17 protein-coding genes are annotated in these 22,164 nt (G+C 62.5%); 7 read left to right on the top strand and 10 right to left on the bottom strand.

The window, feature by feature from the left end:
• Window positions 1–17: 17 nt before the first annotated feature.
• The 3 genes from KBB96_RS12015 to gap form a co-directional block, all read right to left on the bottom strand.
• The gene (locus tag KBB96_RS12015) at window positions 18–2,120 is read right to left on the bottom strand and encodes a SpoIIE family protein phosphatase (protein WP_211629686.1); all 2,103 of its coding nucleotides are present in this window, start codon (window positions 2,118–2,120) and stop codon (window positions 18–20) included.
• 47 nt (window positions 2,121–2,167) lie between these two features.
• Window positions 2,168–4,282: a hypothetical protein gene (locus tag KBB96_RS12020; RefSeq protein WP_211629687.1), complete on the bottom strand. Its 2,115-nt coding sequence runs from the start codon at window positions 4,280–4,282 to the stop codon at window positions 2,168–2,170.
• A 61-nt stretch (window positions 4,283–4,343) separates the two neighbouring features.
• The gene (gap, locus tag KBB96_RS12025; protein WP_211629688.1) at window positions 4,344–5,390 is read right to left on the bottom strand and encodes a type I glyceraldehyde-3-phosphate dehydrogenase; all 1,047 of its coding nucleotides are present in this window, start codon (window positions 5,388–5,390) and stop codon (window positions 4,344–4,346) included.
• Between the two features lie 227 nt (window positions 5,391–5,617).
• Here gap and KBB96_RS12030 point away from each other — a divergent pair, with 227 nt between their 5' ends.
• The 5 genes from KBB96_RS12030 to KBB96_RS12050 all read left to right on the top strand — a co-directional run bounded on the left by KBB96_RS12030 (window position 5,618) and on the right by KBB96_RS12050 (window position 11,550).
• Window positions 5,618–6,379: a class D beta-lactamase gene (locus KBB96_RS12030; RefSeq protein ID WP_211629689.1), complete on the top strand. Its 762-nt coding sequence runs from the start codon at window positions 5,618–5,620 to the stop codon at window positions 6,377–6,379.
• A 103-nt stretch (window positions 6,380–6,482) separates the two neighbouring features.
• A complete protein-coding gene (locus KBB96_RS12035) occupies window positions 6,483–7,682 on the top strand; it encodes a glycosyltransferase family 4 protein (RefSeq protein ID WP_211629690.1) in 1,200 nt (399 codons plus the stop codon).
• An 18-nt stretch (window positions 7,683–7,700) separates the two neighbouring features.
• Window positions 7,701–8,897 carry a glycosyltransferase gene (locus tag KBB96_RS12040; protein WP_211629691.1) on the top strand — a complete coding sequence of 399 codons (1,197 nt, stop codon included), beginning with the start codon at window positions 7,701–7,703 and terminating at the stop codon, window positions 8,895–8,897.
• Window positions 8,894–10,285 (top strand): O-antigen ligase family protein, encoded by a 1,392-nt coding sequence (locus tag KBB96_RS12045; RefSeq protein ID WP_211629692.1) that lies wholly within the window; start codon window positions 8,894–8,896, stop codon window positions 10,283–10,285. The genes KBB96_RS12040 and KBB96_RS12045 overlap by 4 nt, the downstream gene beginning before the upstream one ends.
• Window positions 10,282–11,550, top strand: a complete 1,269-nt coding sequence (locus KBB96_RS12050) for a glycosyltransferase family protein (protein ID WP_211629693.1) — start codon at window positions 10,282–10,284, stop codon at window positions 11,548–11,550. The genes KBB96_RS12045 and KBB96_RS12050 overlap by 4 nt, the downstream gene beginning before the upstream one ends.
• On the opposite strand, the gene KBB96_RS12055 is transcribed toward KBB96_RS12050, so the two are convergent.
• The gene (locus KBB96_RS12055) at window positions 11,534–11,914 is read right to left on the bottom strand and encodes a hypothetical protein (RefSeq protein WP_211629694.1); all 381 of its coding nucleotides are present in this window, start codon (window positions 11,912–11,914) and stop codon (window positions 11,534–11,536) included. The genes KBB96_RS12050 and KBB96_RS12055 overlap by 17 nt on opposite strands.
• A gap of 127 nt (window positions 11,915–12,041) precedes the next feature.
• Between KBB96_RS12055 and KBB96_RS12060 the strand changes: the two genes are divergently transcribed.
• Window positions 12,042–12,773, top strand: coding sequence for a glycerophosphodiester phosphodiesterase (locus KBB96_RS12060; RefSeq protein ID WP_211629695.1), 732 nt, complete (start codon window positions 12,042–12,044; stop codon window positions 12,771–12,773).
• A 54-nt stretch (window positions 12,774–12,827) separates the two neighbouring features.
• On the opposite strand, the gene KBB96_RS12065 is transcribed toward KBB96_RS12060, so the two are convergent.
• The 3 genes from KBB96_RS12065 to KBB96_RS12075 are packed head-to-tail and all read right to left on the bottom strand — an operon-like array spanning window position 12,828 to window position 17,574.
• Window positions 12,828–14,846, bottom strand: coding sequence for a right-handed parallel beta-helix repeat-containing protein (locus tag KBB96_RS12065; protein WP_211629696.1), 2,019 nt, complete (start codon window positions 14,844–14,846; stop codon window positions 12,828–12,830).
• Window positions 14,843–16,231: a lipopolysaccharide biosynthesis protein gene (locus KBB96_RS12070; RefSeq protein ID WP_211629697.1), complete on the bottom strand. Its 1,389-nt coding sequence runs from the start codon at window positions 16,229–16,231 to the stop codon at window positions 14,843–14,845. Before KBB96_RS12070 ends, KBB96_RS12065 begins: the two co-directional genes overlap by 4 nt.
• 47 nt (window positions 16,232–16,278) lie before the next feature.
• Complete coding sequence (locus KBB96_RS12075; RefSeq protein WP_226373714.1) at window positions 16,279–17,574, bottom strand: sugar transferase; 1,296 nt, start codon at window positions 17,572–17,574, stop codon at window positions 16,279–16,281.
• Here KBB96_RS12075 and KBB96_RS21065 point away from each other — a divergent pair.
• Window positions 17,524–17,706 (top strand): hypothetical protein, encoded by a 183-nt coding sequence (locus tag KBB96_RS21065; RefSeq protein WP_226373725.1) that lies wholly within the window; start codon window positions 17,524–17,526, stop codon window positions 17,704–17,706. The genes KBB96_RS12075 and KBB96_RS21065 overlap by 51 nt on opposite strands.
• Window positions 17,707–17,888: 182 nt before the next feature.
• Here the strand turns inward: KBB96_RS21065 and KBB96_RS12080 are convergent, their stop codons facing one another.
• From KBB96_RS12080 to KBB96_RS12090, 3 genes are read right to left on the bottom strand one after another with little or no spacing between them, the layout of a single operon-like run.
• Entirely contained in the window at window positions 17,889–20,123 is a 2,235-nt protein-coding gene (locus tag KBB96_RS12080) for a GumC family protein (RefSeq protein WP_211629699.1), read from the bottom strand.
• 5 nt (window positions 20,124–20,128) lie between these two features.
• The gene (locus KBB96_RS12085; RefSeq protein WP_226373715.1) at window positions 20,129–20,686 is read right to left on the bottom strand and encodes a polysaccharide biosynthesis/export family protein; all 558 of its coding nucleotides are present in this window, start codon (window positions 20,684–20,686) and stop codon (window positions 20,129–20,131) included.
• Window positions 20,687–20,700: 14 nt separating this feature from the next.
• Entirely contained in the window at window positions 20,701–21,909 is a 1,209-nt protein-coding gene (locus tag KBB96_RS12090; protein ID WP_211629701.1) for an outer membrane beta-barrel protein, read from the bottom strand.
• Between the last annotated feature and the right edge of the window lie 255 nt (window positions 21,910–22,164).

Below are 22,164 nucleotides of genomic sequence, written 5' to 3' on the forward strand. Positions count from 1 at the left end.
GGCAAGTCAAGTGCAAGTCAAGACGCGCGCGGAACCACCATCCCGCCATTTCCGGCCTCCACGGCGACCAGGCACACATCGTCATCGTATTGCGCCCGTTTCTGGAAGGCCGTCACCTCGCAGACGATTTTGGCCGGCATGGCGGCCATCGGGCCATCCAGCGCCTCGTCGAAATACTTTGCCAACCGCTCGACCCCGAAGGCCTCTCCAGACGGATTTTCCGCCTCCACCGCCCCATCCGTATAGAGCAGGAAGACATCACCGGTGCGCAATTGGGAATCGGTGGTGCGGTAATTGACCCTCGGCACCAGCCCCAGAGCGGGCTGGCGCGGCGGATCCGTCCACAGCGGTTCGGGCTCCTTGCCACTGCCGCGGCGGACCCGCAGGGGGGCGGGATGCCCTGCCACGGCCCAGGAAGCCTTCCCGTTGCGGGTGTCCAACACGAGGAAAAAGGCCGTCACGAAAAGAGTCTGGCCGCTGCGGGCGATCACGTCGTGGAGGTGCTGGTTCAGTTCGCTGAGGAATGCTCCGGGGTTCCGCGCCTGCTCGGTGCTGTTCCGCACCAGAGCCCGCAGGATCGCTGTCACCAGCGCGGAACGCGCGCCATGCCCCATCACATCCGCAATCAGCACTCCCGCGCAATCCTCACCCAGCTCGATCAGATCGAAGAAATCGCCACCCACCGTCGAGGCCGGCTGATAGAAATGCGCGAACTTCAGCCGCATGGCGGTATCCACCTCGGCCGGTGGCACATCCGGATATTCGGAGGGTAGCAGGGCGTTCTGAAACTGCCGGGCCATCTCCAGATCCTCCTGAATCAGAGAGGTTTTCGCGGATACCTCGGCCTCCAGTTCGCGATGGTAGCGGAGCACCCGGGAAGTCATCACCGCCAGATCTCCGGCCAGTGCCTCCACCTCGTCTCCGGTGTGGATCTGCTGGATACGCTGCAGATCCAGCTCCGCCTCCGCGCGTTTTGCTTTCGCCACCTCCTCATCCCCACCCTCGTCACGCTTCAGGCGGGCGGTGGCGGAAATCGAGCGCGCCGCCCGTCCGAGGGCCTCCAGCGGCCGCAACACCTTGCGATTGATGAACGCGAATCCCGCCAGCGCGCAGAGCCCGACGAGCAATGCAGAACCCACCCCGACCCATGCCAGATTCCGCCTCAGCGGAGCCACCACTTCATCCCTGCGTGACGAAAAAATCACATACCCTCGCGGCTTCGAATCCCCTTCTCCGAGAGCCATGAATCCACAAAGGCGGGATTCCCCCTCCTCGTCCCGGCGCACCGTGCCACTGCGCCCCCCTCTCTGAAGACTCCTCAACTGGGATTCATCGAGCCGATCCCGGAGCGAGACATAGCCGCTTCTGGAACTGGCGAGAATCCTCCCGTCCGGCAGGACGATTTCCCAGCGCTCCCCCTTTTCCTCGCCATCGAATCCCAACGAGCGGAACAACGAGGTGATGTCCACGGAGAGCTTGGCCACCCCGGCAAATGCCGATCCATCGTACAACGGGATCACCACGTCCTGCGAAAAAACCCGCGAGCTTTCGTCATACTCCAGCGCATCGGTCCATACCTGCCCTTTGGCCATGGCCCGGCCTTTCTGCCACCAGGCCTCATCCGCCTGATCGTAGTCACTGGTCTTCTCGTTGGTGGAAACCAGGCGGCCTTCCTTGTCCGTGACGATGGTCTCCGCCACCTCCGGATGGTGCGCCAGGAATTCACGGAGGTTGTCCGCCCCGCGGTTCCGGATGGTCGCCTGGATATGAGGCTCGTTCACGTCCCACGACGCCCACGAGGCATCGATGCGCCGGGTCTCCTCCTGAACCTCCCGGATGTCCCGCTTTGACAGTTCCCGGTTTTTCTCCGTGAGAAATTCGAGCATGGAAGGGTCCGCGTTCTGCCATGTGTCGAACAGTTTCCCCTCCTCGTTGGAGGCCTGCTGGATCGCCTGCACCAGCGTCAGCGCCTCCATCTGGTGCATCTTCCCGCGCTCCCGGATCATGCCCCGGTAGCCGATGGTCTCCAGCACCACGAGCCCCACCACCAACGGCACCACCGCGGCGATCAGAAGCGCCGCGACAAATTTGCCACGCAGTCCAGGCAGATGGAACCTCATCGTTCCCATCTAACACCTTTCGGACCCGTTCCGCCAGAACCTTTTGCCTATCCGTCCCGCCTCAGCGTAACCGTATCGGTCAGCCCCCAGGCCGCCAGCAACGCCCTGACCGATGCATCGACCACCACGACATTCGCGGTCCCCTCGTAGCCAGCGGTCGTGTTGACGGGCTGCATCTCCTCAAAACCCGGCGCGTACTTGTCCGAGCGGTGGATCAGAAGATTGCACCGGCGCAACCGGGCTTGGTCGTCCGGATTGGCGGCGGGAAGGACGGGAATCACCAGCGAGCGGAGCTTGGGAAATTCCGAGGTCGCGACGAATGCCTCGCACGCGCCCATCTGGGCATCGGTAAGCTCCATTCCGGAATCGATCGCACGCATCGCCAGCATGCGCGCGTGATAGGAGAGCGCGGCCAGCTTGTCCGAGCGTTTGAGCAACCGCATCGCGCCACGCGCGAATTGGCGGGCTCCATCCGGGGTGAAGTGGATGCCATCCTCCCGGGGAATGTCCGCGGTATCCACCAGGAAATAGCGGGAATCATTGACCAATCCATCCAACTGGCTCTTCCGCTGGCGATGCTCGCATTCCACCTGGATGGGCAGGCGGTTCAGGTTCACGTACGCCACCCGTTCATAGATGCAGACCAGATTCGGAAATCCCGTGCCGGCACGCACTGCATTATTCCAAGCGACCGAGCGGGCTCCGTAGCTCTCGGCCAGGGCGTAGGGGTCGGTGAAGTGGGCGTTGTAGTCCACCGGACCACCGGGCACCCCGTTGGGCTTCCATTGGTTGGTGGCATCATCCGTGTCGTTCTCCCCCTGAACGAACAACATGGCGACCTTCGATTTCGGGTTCCGCCGCACGAGGTCATACTGCGCCTGCATGGCGGCGAGGGTCCTGTCTCCGCCGTGCAAGGGATCCCTCAGATAAGCCAGGGACCCGGCCGGGGCCGCGGTGAGATCGACGTGCGGCGTCACTTCGTAACCGCTGCCGTCCGCCTTGTCCCGCATCCACGCCATCAGCGAGGTGGCGGAGAAGTGCGGGCTGAATGCCAGCGCGGGGTTGGCGAAATTCGCTGCCAGGGCCTCCCTCAACGCGGACACGGAATAGGCATAGTTGCTCTGTCCGCCTCCCATGAAGAGCGCCGTCTCCGGATATTCCCCGTTCTTCTTGCGCTCCAGCCAGCGCTCGAACTTTCCCAGATCGGCATCACCGAGCATGGTGGGGAAAAATGCCGCATAGCGCACGGTGATCGGAGATGTATGGGAAACCGGATCATAGCTGCACCCGAGATTGAAAGTTCCCGCCTGCCCGGTGGTCTTCGAGGAAACCGCGCGGGTCGTCTCGCTGCCATCAATCTTCGTCTTCACCAGATTGTCTCCCGATCGCAGGACCACCACCCGCCAGTTGTCGTTCGGGAAAAGTGGAAAATCCGTCGTCAGCCCTTGGTCACCATCCCAAACCGTCCGCGTCGCAATGTCACCTTGGAACCACTGCGCCTCCAGGGCCCGGCCTGCCTCAAACGAGCCGCCGAAAAGCTGGCTGTAGTTGGTGATCCCCGGCCGCACCTTCACCAGCAGCACCAGAGTCCAGTTGGATCCCACGCCTCCCGCCCACATCGGAAACTGAAGGTTGTCCCCCGCCCCGTCGAATACCACCGAGCCGCCCTGATAGACCGGGCGGCTGCCTTGGACGGTTTGCACGTTCGAAGTGATCCCGCTGCCCTTCCATTGGGAAACCACGGAACCGTCCGCCGCAGCTTGGAAATCGATGGTGGCATCAAGCTGCCATTTCGGAGCCAGCACCGAGGGATTGAAATCCTCTCCGATCACGGACACCCGGTAGTAGGCCTTCGGAGCCTGCTGGGGATCGGCGATCGATTTCCCCAGTCCATCGCCCACCACAATATCGGATAGAGCCGTCCACGAGCCGGGAGCCAGTGTCTGTGATCGTTCGACCCGGTAGAGCTGGTTCCGGTACGCCTGCCACGAAACCGTGGGGCGTCCATCCGCACCCATCCCGCAGCTCACGGGAGGGAGTTCCGGCAGCGTGACGCCTCCGGCAGCGGAGACTCCACACAAGGCGATGGCGATGAAACGACGCACGGGTTCGATAAGGGTGCCGCACCCAAGCACGGGTGCGGCCGGACGCAAGCCATTCATGAAAAACGGCGGCCCGGAAACCCGGACCGCCGTTTTTGAAAAATCAGGTGTCGGCCGTGGATCAGAGGCCCTTCTTGACGACGTCGAAGAGAAGGTTGATCACGCGGTTGGAGTAGCCCCACTCGTTGTCATACCAGCTCACGAGCTTGAAGAACGTGGAGTTCAGCTCGATGGAGGAACCGGCGTCGAAGATCGAGGAATGGTTGTCGTGGATGAAGTCGGTGGAAACCACTTCGTCCTCGGTGTAGGCGAGGATGCCATTGAGGTAGGTGTCGGCGGCCTTCTTCATCGCGGCTTTGATCTCGGCCAGCGAGGTTTCCTTGGTCGTCTTCACGGTGAGGTCCACCACGGAGACGGTCGGAGTCGGCACGCGGAAGGACATGCCGGTGAGCTTGCCCTTCACTTCCGGGCACACGAGGGCGACCGCCTTGGCGGCACCGGTGGTGGACGGAATGATGTTGATCGCAGCGGAGCGGCCACCCTTCCAGTCCTTCTTGGACGGGCCGTCCACCGTCTTCTGGGTGGCGGTGTAGGAGTGGACCGTGGTCATGAGACCTTCCTCGATGCCGAAACCTTCCTTGAGAAGGACATGCACCAGCGGGGCGAGGCAGTTGGTGGTGCAGCTCGCGTTGGAGATGATATGGTGCTTCGCCGGGTCGTACTGGTGGTCGTTGACGCCCACCACGAAGGTGCCGTCCTCGCCCTGCGCGGGAGCGGAAATGATGACCTTCTTGGCACCAGCGACGATGTGGCCCTTGGCCTTGTCAGCGGCGGTGAAAAGGCCGGTGGACTCGATGACAACTTCGACACCGAGCTCCTTCCAAGGAAGGCCATCGGGAGTGCGGGCGCTCACGACCTTGATGTCATGGCCGTTGACCACAAGCACGTCATCTTCTTCCAGTTCCGGCTTGGACTTCTTGGAAGAAACGGTGCCGGCGAACTTGCCCTGCGTGGAGTCATACTTCAGCAGGTAGGCAAGGTTGTCGGCCGGAACGATGTCACCCACGGCGACAACGTTGAAAGTGGTGCCGAGGTGGCCCTGCTCGACGAGGGCGCGGAACACGAGGCGTCCGATACGCCCGAAGCCGTTGATGGCGATGGTGGTCATGGTGTTGGAAATGCCCTGAGGCGGTAGGAGGCGATGCTTCGGCGGACCCCAATGGCCCGCCCGGCCGGGCGATTATGCAAGCAGCCCGCATGCCGTCAAGCAGGGGTCGAAGGGCGATTTTCCACCGGCTGGAGTGTCCGGAAATCGCCGGTTGCCGGTTGTTTCCGGCGTTTTCACCCGTATGATGACCCACCATGTGGCGTGTTTTCGCTTTTTCCTGTGTTTTGTTGTTTCCGCTCGCCCTTTTTTCAGAGGCAGAGACCGTCATCCATGAAGTCGCGCCGCTGGGAGAGCCGTTCCGAAAGGAAAACCTCACCGGCACCTTCGTTTTCGGAGACCCGGCGACCGGTTCCGTGAAAGTCTGGAACGCCGCCCGCGCACGCAAGCGGGAGATCCCAGCCTCCACCTTCAAGATCGCGAACACGGTCATCGGCCTCGAAACCGGCGCGGTCAAAAACGTGGATGAAGTGCTGCCCTACGGCGGCAAGCCGCAGTGGATGAAGGAATGGGAGCATGACATGCCGCTGCGCGAGGCGATGGCCCTTTCCGCAGTACCGATCTATCAGGAACTCGCCCGCCGCACCGGCCTCGAACGGATGCAGGCCACCGTCACAAAACTCCACTACGGCAACGACCAGGTCGGCAAAGTCGTGGACCGCTTCTGGTTGGATGGACCTCTGGAAATCTCCCCGCTGGAGCAGGTCGGTTTCCTCGGCCGCCTGCTTGCCAGCAAGCTGCCGGTTTCCCAAGCCGCGATGACGGGCGCAAAAGACATCGTGCCGAAAACCGCCCTCGGCACCGCCACGGTCCACTACAAGACAGGCTGGTCCACCAATAGCAAACCGCAGCAGATCGGCTGGCTGGTGGGATGGCTCGAAACCTCGGATGGGAAAACGACACCATTCGCCCTGAACATCGACATGCCCACCCAGGATCTGGCGGCCAAGCGCCTGCCTCTGGCGCTCTCTTGTCTGGAGATCGTCAAATAACAACATCGCCGCGTTTCCGTAGGATTGCCCACGGGGTCGGCTCGGACTATGCTTCAAGGGCGGACGGTTCATCCCCCACCCGGAACCGCCCCTGTCCCCTTGCATGAGAATCCTGATCCACGATTACGCCGGTCATGCTTTCCAGACGGCGTTAAGCCGGGAACTTGCCCGGCGCGGCCATGAGGTCGCGCATCTGTTTGCCAGCGATCTGCAAACTCCGCGCGGCGATCTGAAGGTCCGAGACCATGACCCGGCAGGACTCGCCTTCCACGAGATCCCGATGGATCCGGACTATCCCCGCTACAAGTACTCCTTCCTGCGCCGCCGCAGCATGGAGATCGGCTACGGCAGGCGCGCCGCGGACTTCATCCGAGCATGGAAACCGGACGCCGTGCTTTCCGGGAATACGCCCACCGAAACGCAGGAGGAGATCACCCGCGCGGCCATCGAGTCCGGAGCGCGCTTCTACTACTGGCTTCAGGATTTCTACAGCCTGGCAGTGGACAAACTGCTGCGGAAGAAGATCCCGGTCGTGGGACATGCCGTTGGCGCGTGGTACCGCTTTTTGGAAGGCCGCCAGTTCCGGCGCAGTTCACAGGTTGTGGCGATCACCGGAGATTTCGGGCCGATCCTCCAACATGAATTCGGAGTCGCTGCCGAACGTGTGGCCGTGGTGCCGAACTGGGCGATCATCGAGGAAATGCCCGTGCATCCCAAGGACAACAACTGGGCGCGGAGGCACGGTCTCCACGACAAGTTCGTCTATCTCTACTCCGGCACGATCGGAATGAAGCACAATCCCGGTCTGCTGCTCGAACTGGCACGACGTTTCTCCAATGATCCGAACGTGCGGGTCGTGATTGTATCGGAAGGCATCGGTGCGGAGTGGCTCAGGAAAGAAGCGGGCGATTCCTTGAAAAACCTGCTCCTCCTCCCCTACCAGCCCTTTGCGGAGCTCCCGCAGGTGCTGGCCTCGGGAGATGTCCTGATCAGCATTCTCGAACCCGACGCGGGAATCTTTTCCGTGCCCTCGAAAACACTCAGCTACCTCTGTGCCGGGCGTCCCCTGCTGCTCGCCGTGCCTCGCGAGAATCTCGCCGCCCGTATCACCCGCGAGGAAGGAGCCGGGGTCACCGTGGAACCCGGCGATCTGGATGGATTTATCTCGGCGGCCGCCAACCTTCTAACCGATACTGCACGCCGCGAGGAAACGGGACGCAATGCCCGCGCCTACGCTGAGAAAACCTTCTCCATCGGCCCCACGGCCGACAAGTTCGAGCACATCCTCGCAAACCAAGGGTGAGAACCCGGCCGACTTCTAATGCGCTGCCTTTGGATCACCCGCCAGGACCCGCGACCGTCGAACAGCGGCGAGTTGATCTACACCCGCGGCCTGCTGCGCGCGCTTTCCGCACACCCCGGATTCAAGGTGACGGTGCTGGCCCATCGTGCCGTGGGCACACCGGATGAACCGCCCGATCCCAAGCTGCGCTGGGAACTCCACGGCTGGATTCCGAACGGCCGGCTCGGCGGGCTGGTTTCCATGCTGCCAAGCGATGCATGGCGGCTGGGCAATTTCACCATGCGGGACAGTCTGGAAACGCTCTCGGAAGAGGGGCACTGGGACTGGGTCATCATCGACCAGGCAGCTTGCGGCTGGGTGCTCAAACATCTCCCCCAACCCGGCCGACCCCGGGTCGCCTATATCGCGCACAATCACGAAGCCTCCGTCCGCAAACAAGTGGCATCCGAACGCGGCGGCTCGCTGCCGTTCCGCATGGCATTGGCATGGGATGCCTGGAAATACGGCAAACTGGAACGGGCGATCTGCGAACGTGCCGATCTCATCTCCGCGATCACACCGCGGGATGAAGCTCTCTTCAAACAGGAGTTCCCCGGCAAGCGTACCCTCCGCCTGCCTCCCGGCTACAACGGGCCTGCGGTGGAATCACCGCCTCCCATCACAAAAAACAGTCCGCGCCGTGTGGTATTGGCCGGTGCCTTCGAATGGCTGGCGAAACGCCGCAATCTCGAACTCTTTCTCGCCGCCGCCGATGCCCCGTTCCGGCATCACAACATCCGCTTCGTCGTGGCGGGCAAGGCGGACACCGATTACTTCGCCGGGCTCGACAGGCGCTACCCCTGGGCCGAGTTCCACGCCAATGTGCCGTCGATGGACCCCTATCTCGCCAACGCGCGCATCGGACTCATTCCGGAAGCGTTGGGCGGTGGCTTCAAGCTGAAGGCGCTCGACTACATCTTCCGCGGCCTGCCGGTGGCCGCACTCGAACAAGCACTCAGCGGACTGCCGGTGAACCCCGCACAGGATGTCATCACCGCCCGCCAGCCCGCCGAACTCGCCGAAGCGGTGGCGGCAAGGATCGACGATCTTGAATTCCTGAACGCCGCAGCCTCGCGGGCACTGTTCGCCTGCCGCGCGTCCTTCCAATGGAGCGACCGCGGCTCCGTACTGGCCGCAGCCTTGGAAGACATTTCCACTTCCCCGCCCCGTCCGTGATTCCAGCCCGCTCCATCCACAACCATGCCATTCAGGTACCCGCCGAAACGAAGGCCGGCCGGGTGGAGTTGTGGTTGTGGGTATTCATGATGTCCTTCGCCCTCGACTATCGGGCGGACGAGGCCCGCGCCGAAACCGGCGGTGCCGGCCTCGATCAACTGGTCTTCCTCGGACTCGCGGTCATTTCCACCCTCGCGATCCTATGGCATGGGTGGCGGCATCTGCTCACCCGGCCGGGCGCATGGACGCTGCTCCTCTGGAGCGGCTTCCTGCTCTACATGCTGGCGAATTCACTTCTCCAGGGCGTGGTTCCCGGCCACTCCCTGCGCATCATCCTCCCGCTGGTCTTGTGCCTTTGTGGAATGATGAATGCCCACATCGCGGGATGCATGGGAGTCACGCCTGCGCGGATCGTCGCACCGGTGTTTGTCGCCGCCTGCACCAACATCTGCTGGCGGATCGCACAGGGATTCCTCTTCAAGGGCGTGACGCTCGATACCGTCCGCGTGGAGGTACAAAGCTCAGCCAACAACTGGCTGGCGGCATGGATCGGCTGCTGTGTCCTGCTGCGCCGTGGATTCGACTGGCGGCTGTTGATCGGCTGCGGCGTGCTGTTCACGGGCATCTTCATCACCGTGACGCGGTCGCTGTTGTTCCCGGTGTTCGCGTCCGCGATGGCGGTTTCGATCTGCTATCTCATCGGCACGACGTGGGGCTTGTTCAAGCTCTTCGAACTGCCCCGCCGGTTGATGCCGGTCGGCGTGGCCGCCGGTTTGATCCTATTGGGAGCCGTCGCAATGTTCGTGATCGAACCCACCCTGGTCGAGCGCTGGGACGAGCGGCTCTTCCACCACGCGTCCGACCGCAATGTCGCTTCGGACATTTCCTATCTCACCCGCCGCGCGGAAGCGGACGCGATCCTTCATATCCTCAACAAGGATCCCGTCCACTTCGTGAATGGCAAGGGCATCGGTGCGACCTACTATTGGGATCCCGCCTACATGCCGGAAATCCATCTCGTCTATCCGCCGGAGATGGAACTGGGCCACGAGGTCTGGTTCGCCGGCCACTCGCTGTGGACCTATTCACTTTTCTCCGGTGGAGTCATCGGCGTCTGCGCGTTCCTGCTGCTGCTCGGCGGAACGATGATCGCAAGCCTGAGAGGTGCCCGCGCCAATGCCACCGATCCCGGCCCGGACCAATGGCTCGCGTTCCTGCCATTCGTCGCCGTGTTGTGCCTGGCGAGTGAAAGCTTCACCTCAAATCCCTTCGATGAACGCCTCGCGTCCATCATCTTTGGCATCATGGCGGGCCTGCCGCAGGCCTTCATGGTGCGCGCCTCGTGGATTCACGCCACCCGGCAGACGTCCTTCGTTCCGTTCCGATGAGCCGCCCTTCCACAAGCCGCCCCACCGTCGCGCTGATCGACCCGCTGTGGTACGGGCATCATCCGATGTACTTCTCCCAGTTCACGGCATCGTTCCTGAACGCGGGAGCGCGGGTGATCGGCCTCTGTCCGAAACCGGAAGCCGCCACCGCCGAGGCGATCGCCACCGCGCGCTACCGTGGCATTCCGGATGCGGAAACACGCATTTCGATGCACCTGCTTCCGGCCGGCCACCGGAGCTGGTTCCGCGGCCGCTTCGAGGGAGATCCGTGGCGCACCTTCCAGCGGTGGAAACGGGCCGCACATGCACTGGAACAAGCGGAGGAGACCACCGGCTGGTTCGCGGATCTGGTGTACTTCCCTTACCTGGACAGCTACCTGCGTTTCCTGCCGATCGCCCACGTGCCTGCCGCCACCTTCGGACGTCCGTGGGCCGGTTTGTATCTGCGCAACCATCATCACGACGAGCAACCGTCCATCAAGCGTGCGCTGCGTTTCCTGGCCAAAGGTGACGCGCTGATGCGCAGCGATCTCTGCCGCGGCATCGGCGTGCTCGATGAACGCTTCAACGAATCGCTCCACGCCTACACCGGCCAAACGATCACCGCGTATCCGGACGCCACCAACACTGACATCACCCCGGAACCCACCGGACTGGCGAAAACAATCCTCGCGGAAGCCCGTGGCCGGAAGATCATCGGCTTGATCGGACTCGAGCGGCGCAAGGGCATGTTGACCCTGTTGAAGGTCGCGCAGGAAGCCCATCGCCTGAACCTGCCGTGGTTCTTCGTCTGCGCCGGAGTCTTCGGACGCGATCAGTTCAATGCGGAAGAGCAGGCTTTCATCGATGGCATCGTTGATGAGATCCGCGCCGGGCGGATGGACAACCTGCACTTCGATCCCGTGGCGGAACGGATCGGCACGGACGCGGAGTTCAATTCGCTGTTCAGCACTTTCGACGTGGCCTGGACCGCCTATGAGGGCTTTCACGGCAGCAGCGGCGCGCTGACCAAAGCCGCTGAGTTTGGCATGCCATCTCTTGCCACCGCCGGAGAATGCATCGGCGGCAGGGTCGAACGACACCGCATCGGCCTCACCATTCCGGAGGGGGATTCCGGCAGGGCCCTCGAAGCCATCCGCCGGATGCTCGACGGGGTGGACTGGCAGGACCGTCCGCTTTCACCCAACTACGACGCCTATCGTAGCGAGCACGGCCTCGCCCGGCTCGACTCCATCCTCGCCGCATTGGTCACGGAGCGACCTTGAATTCACGGATCATCCGTTTCGGGATCACCACCTCCTTGCGATCCATCACACCGCTCTCGTTCCGGAATGAAATCGAGAGGACCACCCGGTCCGGTTGCACATCCCGCAGGTAGCCTGTGCAGATCGCTCCCTGTGGGGAATCGAGCATCATTTCCGGCGCGGTGGCTCCGCCTTCCAGTCCGGCGGCACCTCCATACACGGAAACCGCGCAGAGGCTGCCGCGGTTCGAAGCACTGACATCGGTCACATTGAGCGCCCGGTAACGGGCAACCTCCTCCATGCTGGGACGGGTGAAGGTCACAGGATCCTTGCAGGCGGAGAGAGCCAACACTGGAACGAAGGCCAACCATGGGAACAGTTTCATGACCAGGCACCGGGATTTCCGGCATCCCCTTTTACCCGCCGCCGCTCCGGCGATCAAGCGACGGTTCCTTCACAGACCCGAAGATCCTTTGCGGTCCCGGGGAACCTGCTATTCCTTCCAACACACGATGCCAGTCCCTTTGTTCATCGCCCATCGCGGAGCCTCGGACGCGGCTCCGGAAAACACCCTGGCGGCTTTCCGCATGGCATGGGATGAGGGCGCGGACGGCATCGAGGGAGATTTCCGCCTCACCGCGGATGGCAAGGTGGTCTGCATTCATGACGCCAATACCGGCCGCACCGCCGGCAAACGGCACACGGTGGAACGCTGCCATTGGAAGACCCTCGCGGGGCTCGATGTGGGATCGTGGAAAGGAAAGCGATTCGCCGGTGAACGGATTCCATTGTTGGAGGAGGTGCTGGAGACCATGCCCGAGGAAAAGCGCTTGTTCATCGAGATCAAATCCGGACCGAAAATCATCGATCCCTTGGTGGAAGCTCTGGAGACCCAGCATGCCGACCCGGAACGAATCGTGCTCATGTCCTTCGATAGCGGGATCGTATCCGCCTGCCGTGAACGGATGCCTGCGTACCAGAGCCATCTCATTCACTCTCTCAAAGGAGTGGCCAAACCGGAAAAGGCAGCTGCCTACGCTGCCGAGTTCAAGCAATGCGGCGCGCAAGGATTGCAATTCGATTGCAAGGCCCACGTATCCGCGAAATGGCTGGCGGCATTGAAGTGCCCGTTGACCTCGTGGACCGTCAACGATGTGAGGGCCGCGCGAAAGGTGATCGCGCTCGGCGTGAACTTCATCACCACCAACAAGCCTGCGGAGCTACGGGCCAGGTTGGGGATGTAACCGTGATTCCCCCCAAGACGATCTTTGCCCCAACGGAGCCAAGAGGGGCATCTACTACTCCCGCCACGCATCGAGAATGTCCTGCGCCCAGCCCGGCAGATCGTCCGTGGACAGCAGTCCATCCACCTGTACCAGAGTGGTCGCCTGTACCGTGTTGTCCACAGCATGAGTATCGGAACTGGATCCTCCCTCCACCCGCAGCAGCCCGTAGGCAGGCGGCGTGGAACTCGCCAGCGCGAGATTGCCTGCGATGACGATGCCCACGGGATGCACATGATCTTCCGTGCCGAAGTTCACCAGTTCCGGATAGGCCAGCAGCGCCGCCGGGACCGATGGTCCCGCAAGCGCCGTGATCCATCCCTTCTCGTAATCTGGCAAAAGGTCCGCCGCCCACGTCGCGAACAGAAACGCGACCTCGCACGGCATCGAACAATCGAGAAACAGATTCCCCTCCACCCGGTTGTAGCCACCGCCATGAACCATCACGGTCCAATCATCGCCGGTCGCACCGACATTGCGGAAAAGGTTTTCCTCCACCGTCACGCCCATGGTGGCATTGTCGAGATACACGGCGGAGCGGTTGCCGCCCGCACGTCCGATGTCATCGAAGAAATTGCCGCGGACCACCGTTCCCCTCAGCAACGGACTCTCGCCGGTATTCAAATAGACCGCCCCCATGTCACGGAAGTCCTTGCAGGTGCGGCGGAAGAGATTGTCCTGGATCAGGAAGTCATTCCCCTTCGCCTCGATCGCCATGTGGGGCAGGTCGAGGAACTGGCAATCGGTGACCTGATGACCCACGCCATGGAGCTCCACCGAAGCATTGAACACATGCGACCACCAGGCATTCCGCTGGAACAAGCAATGATCCACCGTGCTGCCGGAGGGAGCCAGAAGCACCGGATCACCACCGCTCAGACGCAGCGCCGCACCACCGCACGATTCAAAAAGGCAGTTGCTGACATGGATGCCCGCACCCTCCGCCACCAATCCATCCCCGCCATTGCGGCGGAAGGTGGTGTTGCGGACGATCACATCATTCCCGGCGATGATTTCCATCAGGCCATCACGCGCGCCGTCCAAAACCACGCCATCCAAACGGAATCCGGCAGCAGACTTGACGCTCAGGAGAGGACCGGTGCTCCATGTGACGCAGGCCGAGGTTTTCCAGGCATCCCCCGCGGAAGGTGGCAGCAGGAGCAAACGTTTCTTCGTGGCATCGATGCAATACTCGCCCGGCATGCTGATCTCGGAGATCGCGTTGACCACGCGGAAGCCGGGATGAAGGAACGATTCGTTCATCAATCCGCTGACCTCGCCATCCGCGAGGGTGAGCGTGCGGGTCAGCCGGTTGACGCGGCTGATCTGGTTGAAACTCCACTCCCAGTCGTAGCCGAAGGTTCCGTCCACCCACAGGTTCCGTTCCTTCGTCCATGCCGTGAGCCGGTCCGTATTGAGGCGGAAGGTTCCACCGCGCTTGTAGAAGTACCGGGAGTCTTTGCCATCGCGAGTGGGACCGGCATCAAGGATCGCGTCCGGCTTCACCGTGCCTTGATCCGGCCAAGCCGCCAGTGGCATCGGATTGCCGTTTACGAACAACAACGCGGGCGGGGTTTCGCGCACTTCCGCCACATTGAAACCGCGGCGGCTGAGATGGCCGGGATCTCCGGTGGCGATCTGCGAATACGGCACCTGCACGACCTGCCCGCGCGCTTCCGGGCTCAGTTGCTTCAAGGTGGCCGCATCCGGCTTCTTCCAGCCCGATGCCGGAATATTCCGGAAGCCGGTAACGACCGCGCCGGGTTGGCCGCTGAGCGTCAGCGAGCCTTTGATGGATGATGCATGGCTGGCGTTGATTTCGATCGTCTTCGCTATGACGTGCTGCCCCGGCTTCAGCACGATCACCGAATCGCCGTCACTGCGCTTCGCCGCACGATTCAGCGCCTCGGTCAACGTCGCCAACGGCAGCGCATTGCTGCCGCTGAAGCGATCATCCCCTCCGGGTGCGACATACCAGGTGGACGCCCATGCGGGAGCAACAAGCAGACAGGAAAAAAGAACCGGGCGGATCATGCGGAGCGGGGTGGAGAATCGGAAAGCGGAGGGGACGGACTCAGCACGCGCGCCACCATGAAGGGCAGGATGCGACCGGTCATCAGCAACAGTACGCCGCCCATGCACAGCAACATGACCGGGAGGCCTCCATAGTGCAGTCCCACCCATGCGGCCACAGCCACCAAGGCGGACTCGAACAACTGGATGCGGGCCATGCGCGTGACCTGACCCGTGCCGATCATCAGCGTATGATTCAGGTGCCTCCAGATGTGCGCCACGAAATAGAATGCGTAGCAGGCGAAAATCCCGTGACCGAGATTCGCGAACTCCTGACCGAGCCATAGACGGAACACCCACGGACCGAATGCCGTCAGCCCGATCGCGGAGAGCAATGCGAGTCCGCCACCATAGCGGTAGAGCCGTGTCGCCGCTCGGCGTGCCCAATCGCGATCATCCCGCGCCAGAGCCTCGGCGACCGCAGGCCATGTCGGCGTGCTGATCATCAGCACGAAACCCGCCTGCATGATCGTGAGACTGACAAAGACCCCATACAACGCCACCGCCGCCGGTCCGCCATCGCGCCCCACCATCCAGCCGACCACGTTGTACTCCACGATACCGGTGATCAGGCAGCAGGTGGAGAATGCCAGACCATCGCCCATCAGGTGCTTCGCCGTTCCGGGCCGAAACCAACTCCAGGAAGGAATCACCTCAGGCCGCTTCCGCCAGAGCAGCACGGTATTCGCCAGCTTCGCGAGCACCAGTGAACCATGAATCGCCAGCACCAGAAACCACACCTGCGGCACGAAATGGACGCCGATTCCCACCGCCAGCGCGGCGAGCAAGTTTCCCGCCGCCCCGCAGGCATTGGTGGTCGCGATCTCCAGATAGCCCTCGCGGATGCGCTCGGTGAGATTCAGCAGAAAGAGCAGCAGGAACAAACCCAGTCCTGTCCACAACGCAGGTCCCAACACGCTTTCCTGTCCGGCAAAGGCAGCGCCATACAACCGGGCCACCGGCAATGTTGAAAGAACGACCCCTGCCACCAGGCCCACCAACAACGACACCGCCAGCATGACGAAAAACGCGGTGGATGCCAGCGTACGCGCCTGATCGCGATCACCCGACGCCGAGGCCTTCGCCAAGCCATGTGCGAGGGCCGGCCCCACGCCGACCTCGAACAATGACACGGTGGTCAGCGTGAGCGTAACGCTGGTATAGATCCCGAACTCCGCGCGCCCCAGCACGCGGATCGCAATCGGAATGGCCAGCAGTTGCAATCCCGCCGTGCCCGCCTTCGACAACAACGAAGTCGCAACCGCAAGACGGATCGAGCGGTCGCGGCGGCGGACATGGGTCGTGTCGGGGGCGATCTCCATCGGCGGGTTTCCGGCGGACTGCATGGCTTTACAGGATTCAGGCACGTCCGGAAACCCCCGTTTTCCACGGGTCAACAAGCTCCTTTCCGGTTCACGAAGGTCCGGATCATGATCTGGAAATCGAGCAGGAAGTTCCAGTTCTCGATGTAGTCGAGGTCGAACTTGATGCGCTCACGCAGGCAGGTATCGCCGCGCAAGCCGTTGACCTGCGCCCAACCTGTGACGCCCGGCTTGATGTTGTGGCGCACATTGTAGTGCGGAATCTCCTCCTTGAAGTCCTCGATCAATTCCGGGCGCTCGGGGCGCGGACCGACGAGGCTCATGTCACCGCGCAGCACGTTCCAGAACTGCGGCAGCTCGTCGATGTTCCACTCGCGCATGAACTTGCCCACGCGCAGACGGCGCGGATCATCCTTCACCGTCCAGCCGGGGGAGCCGTTGGCTTCGGCGTCGATTTTCATGCTGCGGATCTTGAGAATCTCGAACGGCTTGCCATTGAGGCCGATCCGGCGCTGGCGGTAGATCACCGAACCGCGCGATTCCAAACGCACCAGCAGGCAGAAAAACGCGATGACGGGGGAGAATACCATCAGACCGATGATCGCCCCGATGATGTCGGTGGTGCGCTTCAACGCATTGTTGAAAGCGTGATGCAACGGCAGTTTGCCGACGCCAAGCACCGGCATGCCGTGGAAGCTCTCAAGATGGAGGCCGGACACCAGCACCTGGAAGCAATTCGGCACCATCTTGAAGTCCACGAACTCCTTGCCGCAGCACTCGGCCAGCGAAACCATCTGGCCGCGGTCGAGCACGCCATCCACCGCCATCACCAGATCGGCTCCGGTTTCGCGGATCAGCGGACGGAGGTCGTGATAGCCGCCGAGCACCGGAATTTCTTCCGGCGGCTGTACTTCGAGAGCTCCTCCCGGAGGTGCGATCACACCCACGACCGACATGCGCTGGGCACGGCCCTCCGTGAGACGCGCCACCGCACGGGCGCATTCCTCGTTCCAACCGACGAAGACCGCCTTCTGGCGCAACGCGTTCGCGAAGGATTCGCGGCGCAGCACGCAGTAGAGGAACCAGCGCCAGCCCATCAGCATGACCATGCTGGTCACGCTGGCGATGCCGCAATACATGCGGCTGATGGCGGGATCGATCTTGAAAACCAGCGCAAGGCCAAGGAAGCCGACAAACCACATCACGCACGACTTCACGATGACGGCGAAGGTTCGGCGGATCGCCAGATAATTGCGGGGATCGTGCAGGCGGAAATTCGCCAGCAGGAACATCAGCAGAGCGCTGCCGAACACCACGTGTCCGACGTACGCGCGAAGGTCCATGCCACCGGGGTGATCGACACCGATGTGCTTGAGACCGGTTTCAAACCGGACGAGATACGCGGCCACGAGAGCCAATACGACCACACCGGCATCTCCCAGGAAACTGATGGCTACCAGTTTCTGGTGGGCGACCCAGGGGCGTTGGCGATGTCGTAGGGTGTAACTACCGTTGTTTGCTATCCTAGTGCTAGGGGCCGGAGCGACAGCTGGGGGGAGCTGGGCCACGGGAAACGCAGGGGGGATGCGGTTCATGGTGGGGGATGTGGGGATGACGCAGGGACGCCCGCTCCCCGGCTGGGGGAGGAGGAACAGGCAATCCGGAGATGGGTAAACGGCGCTCATGAGGGTGAGGGCACGAAAAGAGAATCGGCACCGCCGGGGCGGGCCTGGCGGATTTTCATCGCCGTGGAAGGAGGAGTCGCACGGGGCGCGGGCAGCGAGGAACGAACAACCGGCACCGAGGGGCCGGTGTCACCACCCGCTTTGACGCGGGCAGGCAGTTCATTCCAAACGAAGCCGACCAGCGGGCCACCGGAGGTGCGGACGAGATCGGCGGCTCGGCGCAAGTCACGGCGATCGCTGGCCTTTTCACGAACCACCAGGCAGACCTGATCCGCATAACGACTGATCGCGAGCGCATCGCTGGTGCTGAGGATCGGCGGGGTATCGATGACCACGCAATCGAACCAACGATAGGCGTCTTCCAACAGCGCTGGGAAGCGCGTGCCGGACAGCAGCTCCGAGGCATTCGCCTGCATGGTGCCGGAGGACAGCAGATAGAGATTCGGCAGCGCGGTGGGATGGCAGGTTTTCGCTGGTTCCGCAGCTCCGGAAAGATAGTCCGCGAGCCCCACCTGGCCATCCACGGAACGAAGGTGCTCTCCGCTCAATCCCGGACGGCGCATGTCCGCATCCAGCAGCAAGGTGCGCAGTCCCTGCATCGCGAGTGAGGCGGCGTAGTTCATCGCGCAGAACGAACGACCTTCGCCCGGCTTCGCGCTGGCGAACATCACCGTGGCCGCACCGGTATGGCCGGGGGACGGAGCGAGCGCCGCACGCAGACGACGGAAGGATTCGGAGGTTTCGGAACCCGGCTGGGAAATCAACACCGGATCGCCATCCGTGCCTTCACGCAGGGCGGCTACAGAGCTTAACATCGGCACGCCGGTCACACGTGCGGCGGCGGCGGCATCTCGGACTTTGCCATCGGTCACTTCCAGTCCAACTGCCAGCAGCAGGCCGAAGAAAATACCACCCGCTCCGGCCAAGGCCATCATTACGGTCTTGCGCGGCTTGATCGGCTTCTCCGGCAGCATCGGCGTATCCTCCCAGCGCAGGACCGGACCGGGCACTGCCGCGGCCAACGCGGTTTCACGCAAACGGGCCGCAACCGCTTCATGCGTCGTGCGATCGGCGAGAGCCTCGCGTTCAAGCGCCTCGAACTGCGCGCGCAGACCCTCCGCCGCCACGGTGGAGGAACGCGCTGCATTTACCTCCCGCGTCAGCTTGGCTTCGTTGTCCGAGGCGATCTGGTAGTTCTTCGCCACCGCCTCACCGGCGGAACGCGCCGCTTGGGCGAGATTCTCACGCAGCTTCTTCAGCTCATTGAATGTCTCGATGTAGGTCGGGTGTTTGTAAAGGTAGCGTTCCTTCACTTTCGCGAACTCGACTTCCTTGTCCTGCACCGCGCGCACCAGCGACAGCACGCCGGAAGAACGCTCGCTGTTCGGCAGTGCTGCGACCGCATCGGGATGTTCCGGGTCGAACTTGCGGAACGCATCGGCCTCGGCTTCAAGGCGCAGGCGCTCCGACTTCACCCGGGTCAGCTCGCTTTCGATCCGGCCGAGGTCATCGGAGTTCGGGCCATTACGGCCACCAATGCCGGGAATCGGATGGGCATCACGGAAATCCTGAAGCGCCTTCTCGGATTTTGCCATGCGCTCGCGCAAGGACTTCTCCTCCTGGGAAATGCCACCGGCCACCTGGCGGGAAAGATCGCCCTGACGCTCGGCGATCCATTTCTCGTATTCGGTCACGAGCAGACCCACGAGTTGCTGCGCGCGGTCCGGATCGGTGTCCTCGACCGCGATATCGATCAAGCGCGTGCCACGGCGCAGTTCAACCTTCACCCGCTTCGCGAACGCGGTCAGCAGTTGCTGGCGGCTGGTGGCACCACCGGTGAAATCCGGCTGGTCAGCGAACTTGCCGGAATCGATCACCCGCATCAGCAGCGTCGAGGCCACAAGCCCCTGCTCGACCGAGCGCATCTGCTCAAGATCACGGGTTTCCTCCGGAGCGATCGCCCCGGACTCCACCACCCGCGGCGCGCGCGCGCTGACGTAAACGGAACCGGTCGCCTGATAGACCTTCTTCGCGTGCTTGAGATACATCCACATGCCGCCGAGGCACGCCATGACGACCAGGGCGATCACCCACGAACGGCGCAGCAGAACGCCGATCATCCGCAGCGGCTCCACCTTCGGCAGATATGCGGTCGCCGACGCACCGCGCGCTGCGGCCAACGATTGGTTGGCAGGCCCGAGGGAGTAGTCGGATGGACGGTGCGGAGCCATGAAGTTCAGAAGAGGCTTTCAGGAATGTTGATCACATCGCCGTCGCGCAACGGGATGTCCTTCGCCTTGCCGGTGGTGATTTCCTTGAGATCGACCTGTTGCACGGCACCGCCACGTTTCAACGTGAGTTTGCGGGCATTGCCGATGCGGGTGACACCACCGGCCATGCCAACGGCTTCCACCAATGAAAGCTGGCGGTTCGCGGGAAGCTCGAAAACGCCCGGGTTCTGTGCCTGGCCGAGCACCGTGATGGTGCGGCGGATGCGCGCGCCGATGGAAACCGAAACCTGCGGGCGCACCAGATAGCCGTCCTTGAGCTTCTGCTCGATCGCCTTCGCCGCCTGGTCGGTGGTCAGGCCCTGCAAATGCACGGTCCCGATCAGCGGCATGGTGATGCTGCCATCCGCGGAAAGCTGGCCGCGGGTGGCCAGCTCCTCTTCGCGGAACACCGTGATTTCCACGGTATCCATCCGCCCGATCACCCCGGACGATTTCCCGGCATTCTCCTCCGCTGCCCGTACCAGGAGGGGCAGGCAGGCAAGAAGGCCGATGAGGAATCGCATCACGGTCATGAGGATTAGAATTTGTAGCCGACCTGGACGCCGACGCTGTGATTGTCGTAGCCGAAGCCGCGCTGGTTCGAATCGTCGCGCTCGAAGCGGTAATACCCTTCGATCTGGACGTTTTCATTCATCTGATAGCGGAGGCTCGGGCGGATGAAGACGATGTTGTCACGGCGATTGGCAAAGCCGGGGCCGGACACCTGTTTGTAATCCGCATTTTCAATGCCACCTTCGAGGCGCGCGCTCCATTTCTCACCCAGCCGCTGGTCCAGGCCGACGGAGGCTCCGGTGAGATCGTAGTTCTGGCCGGGGTAATAGGCCGAGGCCTCGGTGCGGCGGTAGCCACCCGCGAAAATCTCGGTGCCCATCCGCGGACGCCATGCGACCTTGGCCTCGAACACCGGCGAGGTGGAGGAACCGGCGTCGTAGCGGCGGTGCTCGGCTCCAGCCTCGATATTGAACGAGATCTTTTCCCGCGGCTGCCACTCGAATTGCACGGTGCCGCGCTGGATGCGTTGGTCGCCCGCGCCATCCACCTCGAAGGTCCCCGTCCGATAGGCGAGCCCGACGCGGGTTTTCGGAGAGTATGAATAGCGCAGCGCGACCTCGCCGTATGCGCTCCGCGAATCCACCAGCAGGCGATCCTTGTAGTCGTTCGAGGACATGCCCGCCGCCAGTTCAATCGCGAGCTTTTCGCGCGGAGTCCACGCCATCCGCACGGCTTGATCGAGAATCACCCGGTCGGTCTGCCTGCCGGTATCCGCCGTGGCATCGCCCAGTTGCCGGACCCGACCACCGTAGGCGATGGCCACCTTCGGGCCACCCCAGCCGATGTCCCAGGATGCGTCCTGGTCGATCCGGTTCGAATCGCTGTGATCGGTATAGAGGACGCCCACCGGCCGGTAGGCCACACGGACGTAGCCACCTTCCCTGCCATCCGGATCTCCGTAGGTGTAAGCCATCGAGGGGGAGATGCGCACCACGAAGTCCTTCTCCCGCGCGGAAGAGGACAGGTAGATATTGTCGTCATAGGCCCCGGACACCGCCACGCCCACGTCCAAGCCCTGGGTGCGAACCTTCCCGGCGTTCGGGTCCTGCCGATAGGCCAACCCCGGCTGCGTCCGCACATCGAAGCGATCGGAAACGCGGCTTTCGATACCGCTTCCGGCTTCCTGACCCCACGTAGGTAGCACGACACCGACCGACAAGACGGCCAGCGCCACGCAAACCACCGGGGGGGGATGTGGTTTTCGGGACATGTCAGGGGGAGAACGGCGGAAGGATAAAAAATGCGAACTCTCGTCACAAGAATTTTCGAGTTTCCCAAACCTACGAGTTCGCGTAATATCGAAGCCCAATCGTTGGTGTTTCAATACTTTCCAGCTCCCAACAGCTTTTACCCCGCAGGAAAGCTTTCGTAATCCCCCTCATCTAACGATCACGACAAAAATTGATATTTAATATATCTTAAATATCCG

This window comes from Luteolibacter ambystomatis (assembly GCF_018137965.1).
Taxonomy (GTDB): domain Bacteria; phylum Verrucomicrobiota; class Verrucomicrobiia; order Verrucomicrobiales; family Akkermansiaceae; genus Luteolibacter; species Luteolibacter ambystomatis.

Bases quoted from the DNA above. Each gene is read 5' to 3' on its own strand.
- KBB96_RS12015 (WP_211629686.1), bottom strand. From the start codon at position 2,120: ATGAGGTTCCATCTGCCTGGACTGCGTGGCAAATTTGTCGCGGCGCTT.
- KBB96_RS12020 (WP_211629687.1), bottom strand. From the start codon at position 4,282: ATGAATGGCTTGCGTCCGGCCGCACCCGTGCTTGGGTGCGGCACCCTT.
- gap (WP_211629688.1), bottom strand. From the start codon at position 5,390: ATGACCACCATCGCCATCAACGGCTTCGGGCGTATCGGACGCCTCGTG.
- KBB96_RS12035 (WP_211629690.1), top strand. From the start codon at position 6,483: ATGAGAATCCTGATCCACGATTACGCCGGTCATGCTTTCCAGACGGCG.
- KBB96_RS12040 (WP_211629691.1), top strand. From the start codon at position 7,701: ATGCGCTGCCTTTGGATCACCCGCCAGGACCCGCGACCGTCGAACAGC.
- KBB96_RS12050 (WP_211629693.1), top strand. From the start codon at position 10,282: ATGAGCCGCCCTTCCACAAGCCGCCCCACCGTCGCGCTGATCGACCCG.
- KBB96_RS12055 (WP_211629694.1), bottom strand. From the start codon at position 11,914: ATGAAACTGTTCCCATGGTTGGCCTTCGTTCCAGTGTTGGCTCTCTCC.
- KBB96_RS12060 (WP_211629695.1), top strand. From the start codon at position 12,042: ATGCCAGTCCCTTTGTTCATCGCCCATCGCGGAGCCTCGGACGCGGCT.
- KBB96_RS12065 (WP_211629696.1), bottom strand. From the start codon at position 14,846: ATGATCCGCCCGGTTCTTTTTTCCTGTCTGCTTGTTGCTCCCGCATGG.
- KBB96_RS12070 (WP_211629697.1), bottom strand. From the start codon at position 16,231: ATGCAGTCCGCCGGAAACCCGCCGATGGAGATCGCCCCCGACACGACC.
- KBB96_RS12080 (WP_211629699.1), bottom strand. From the start codon at position 20,123: ATGGCTCCGCACCGTCCATCCGACTACTCCCTCGGGCCTGCCAACCAA.
- KBB96_RS12085 (WP_226373715.1), bottom strand. From the start codon at position 20,686: ATGCGATTCCTCATCGGCCTTCTTGCCTGCCTGCCCCTCCTGGTACGG.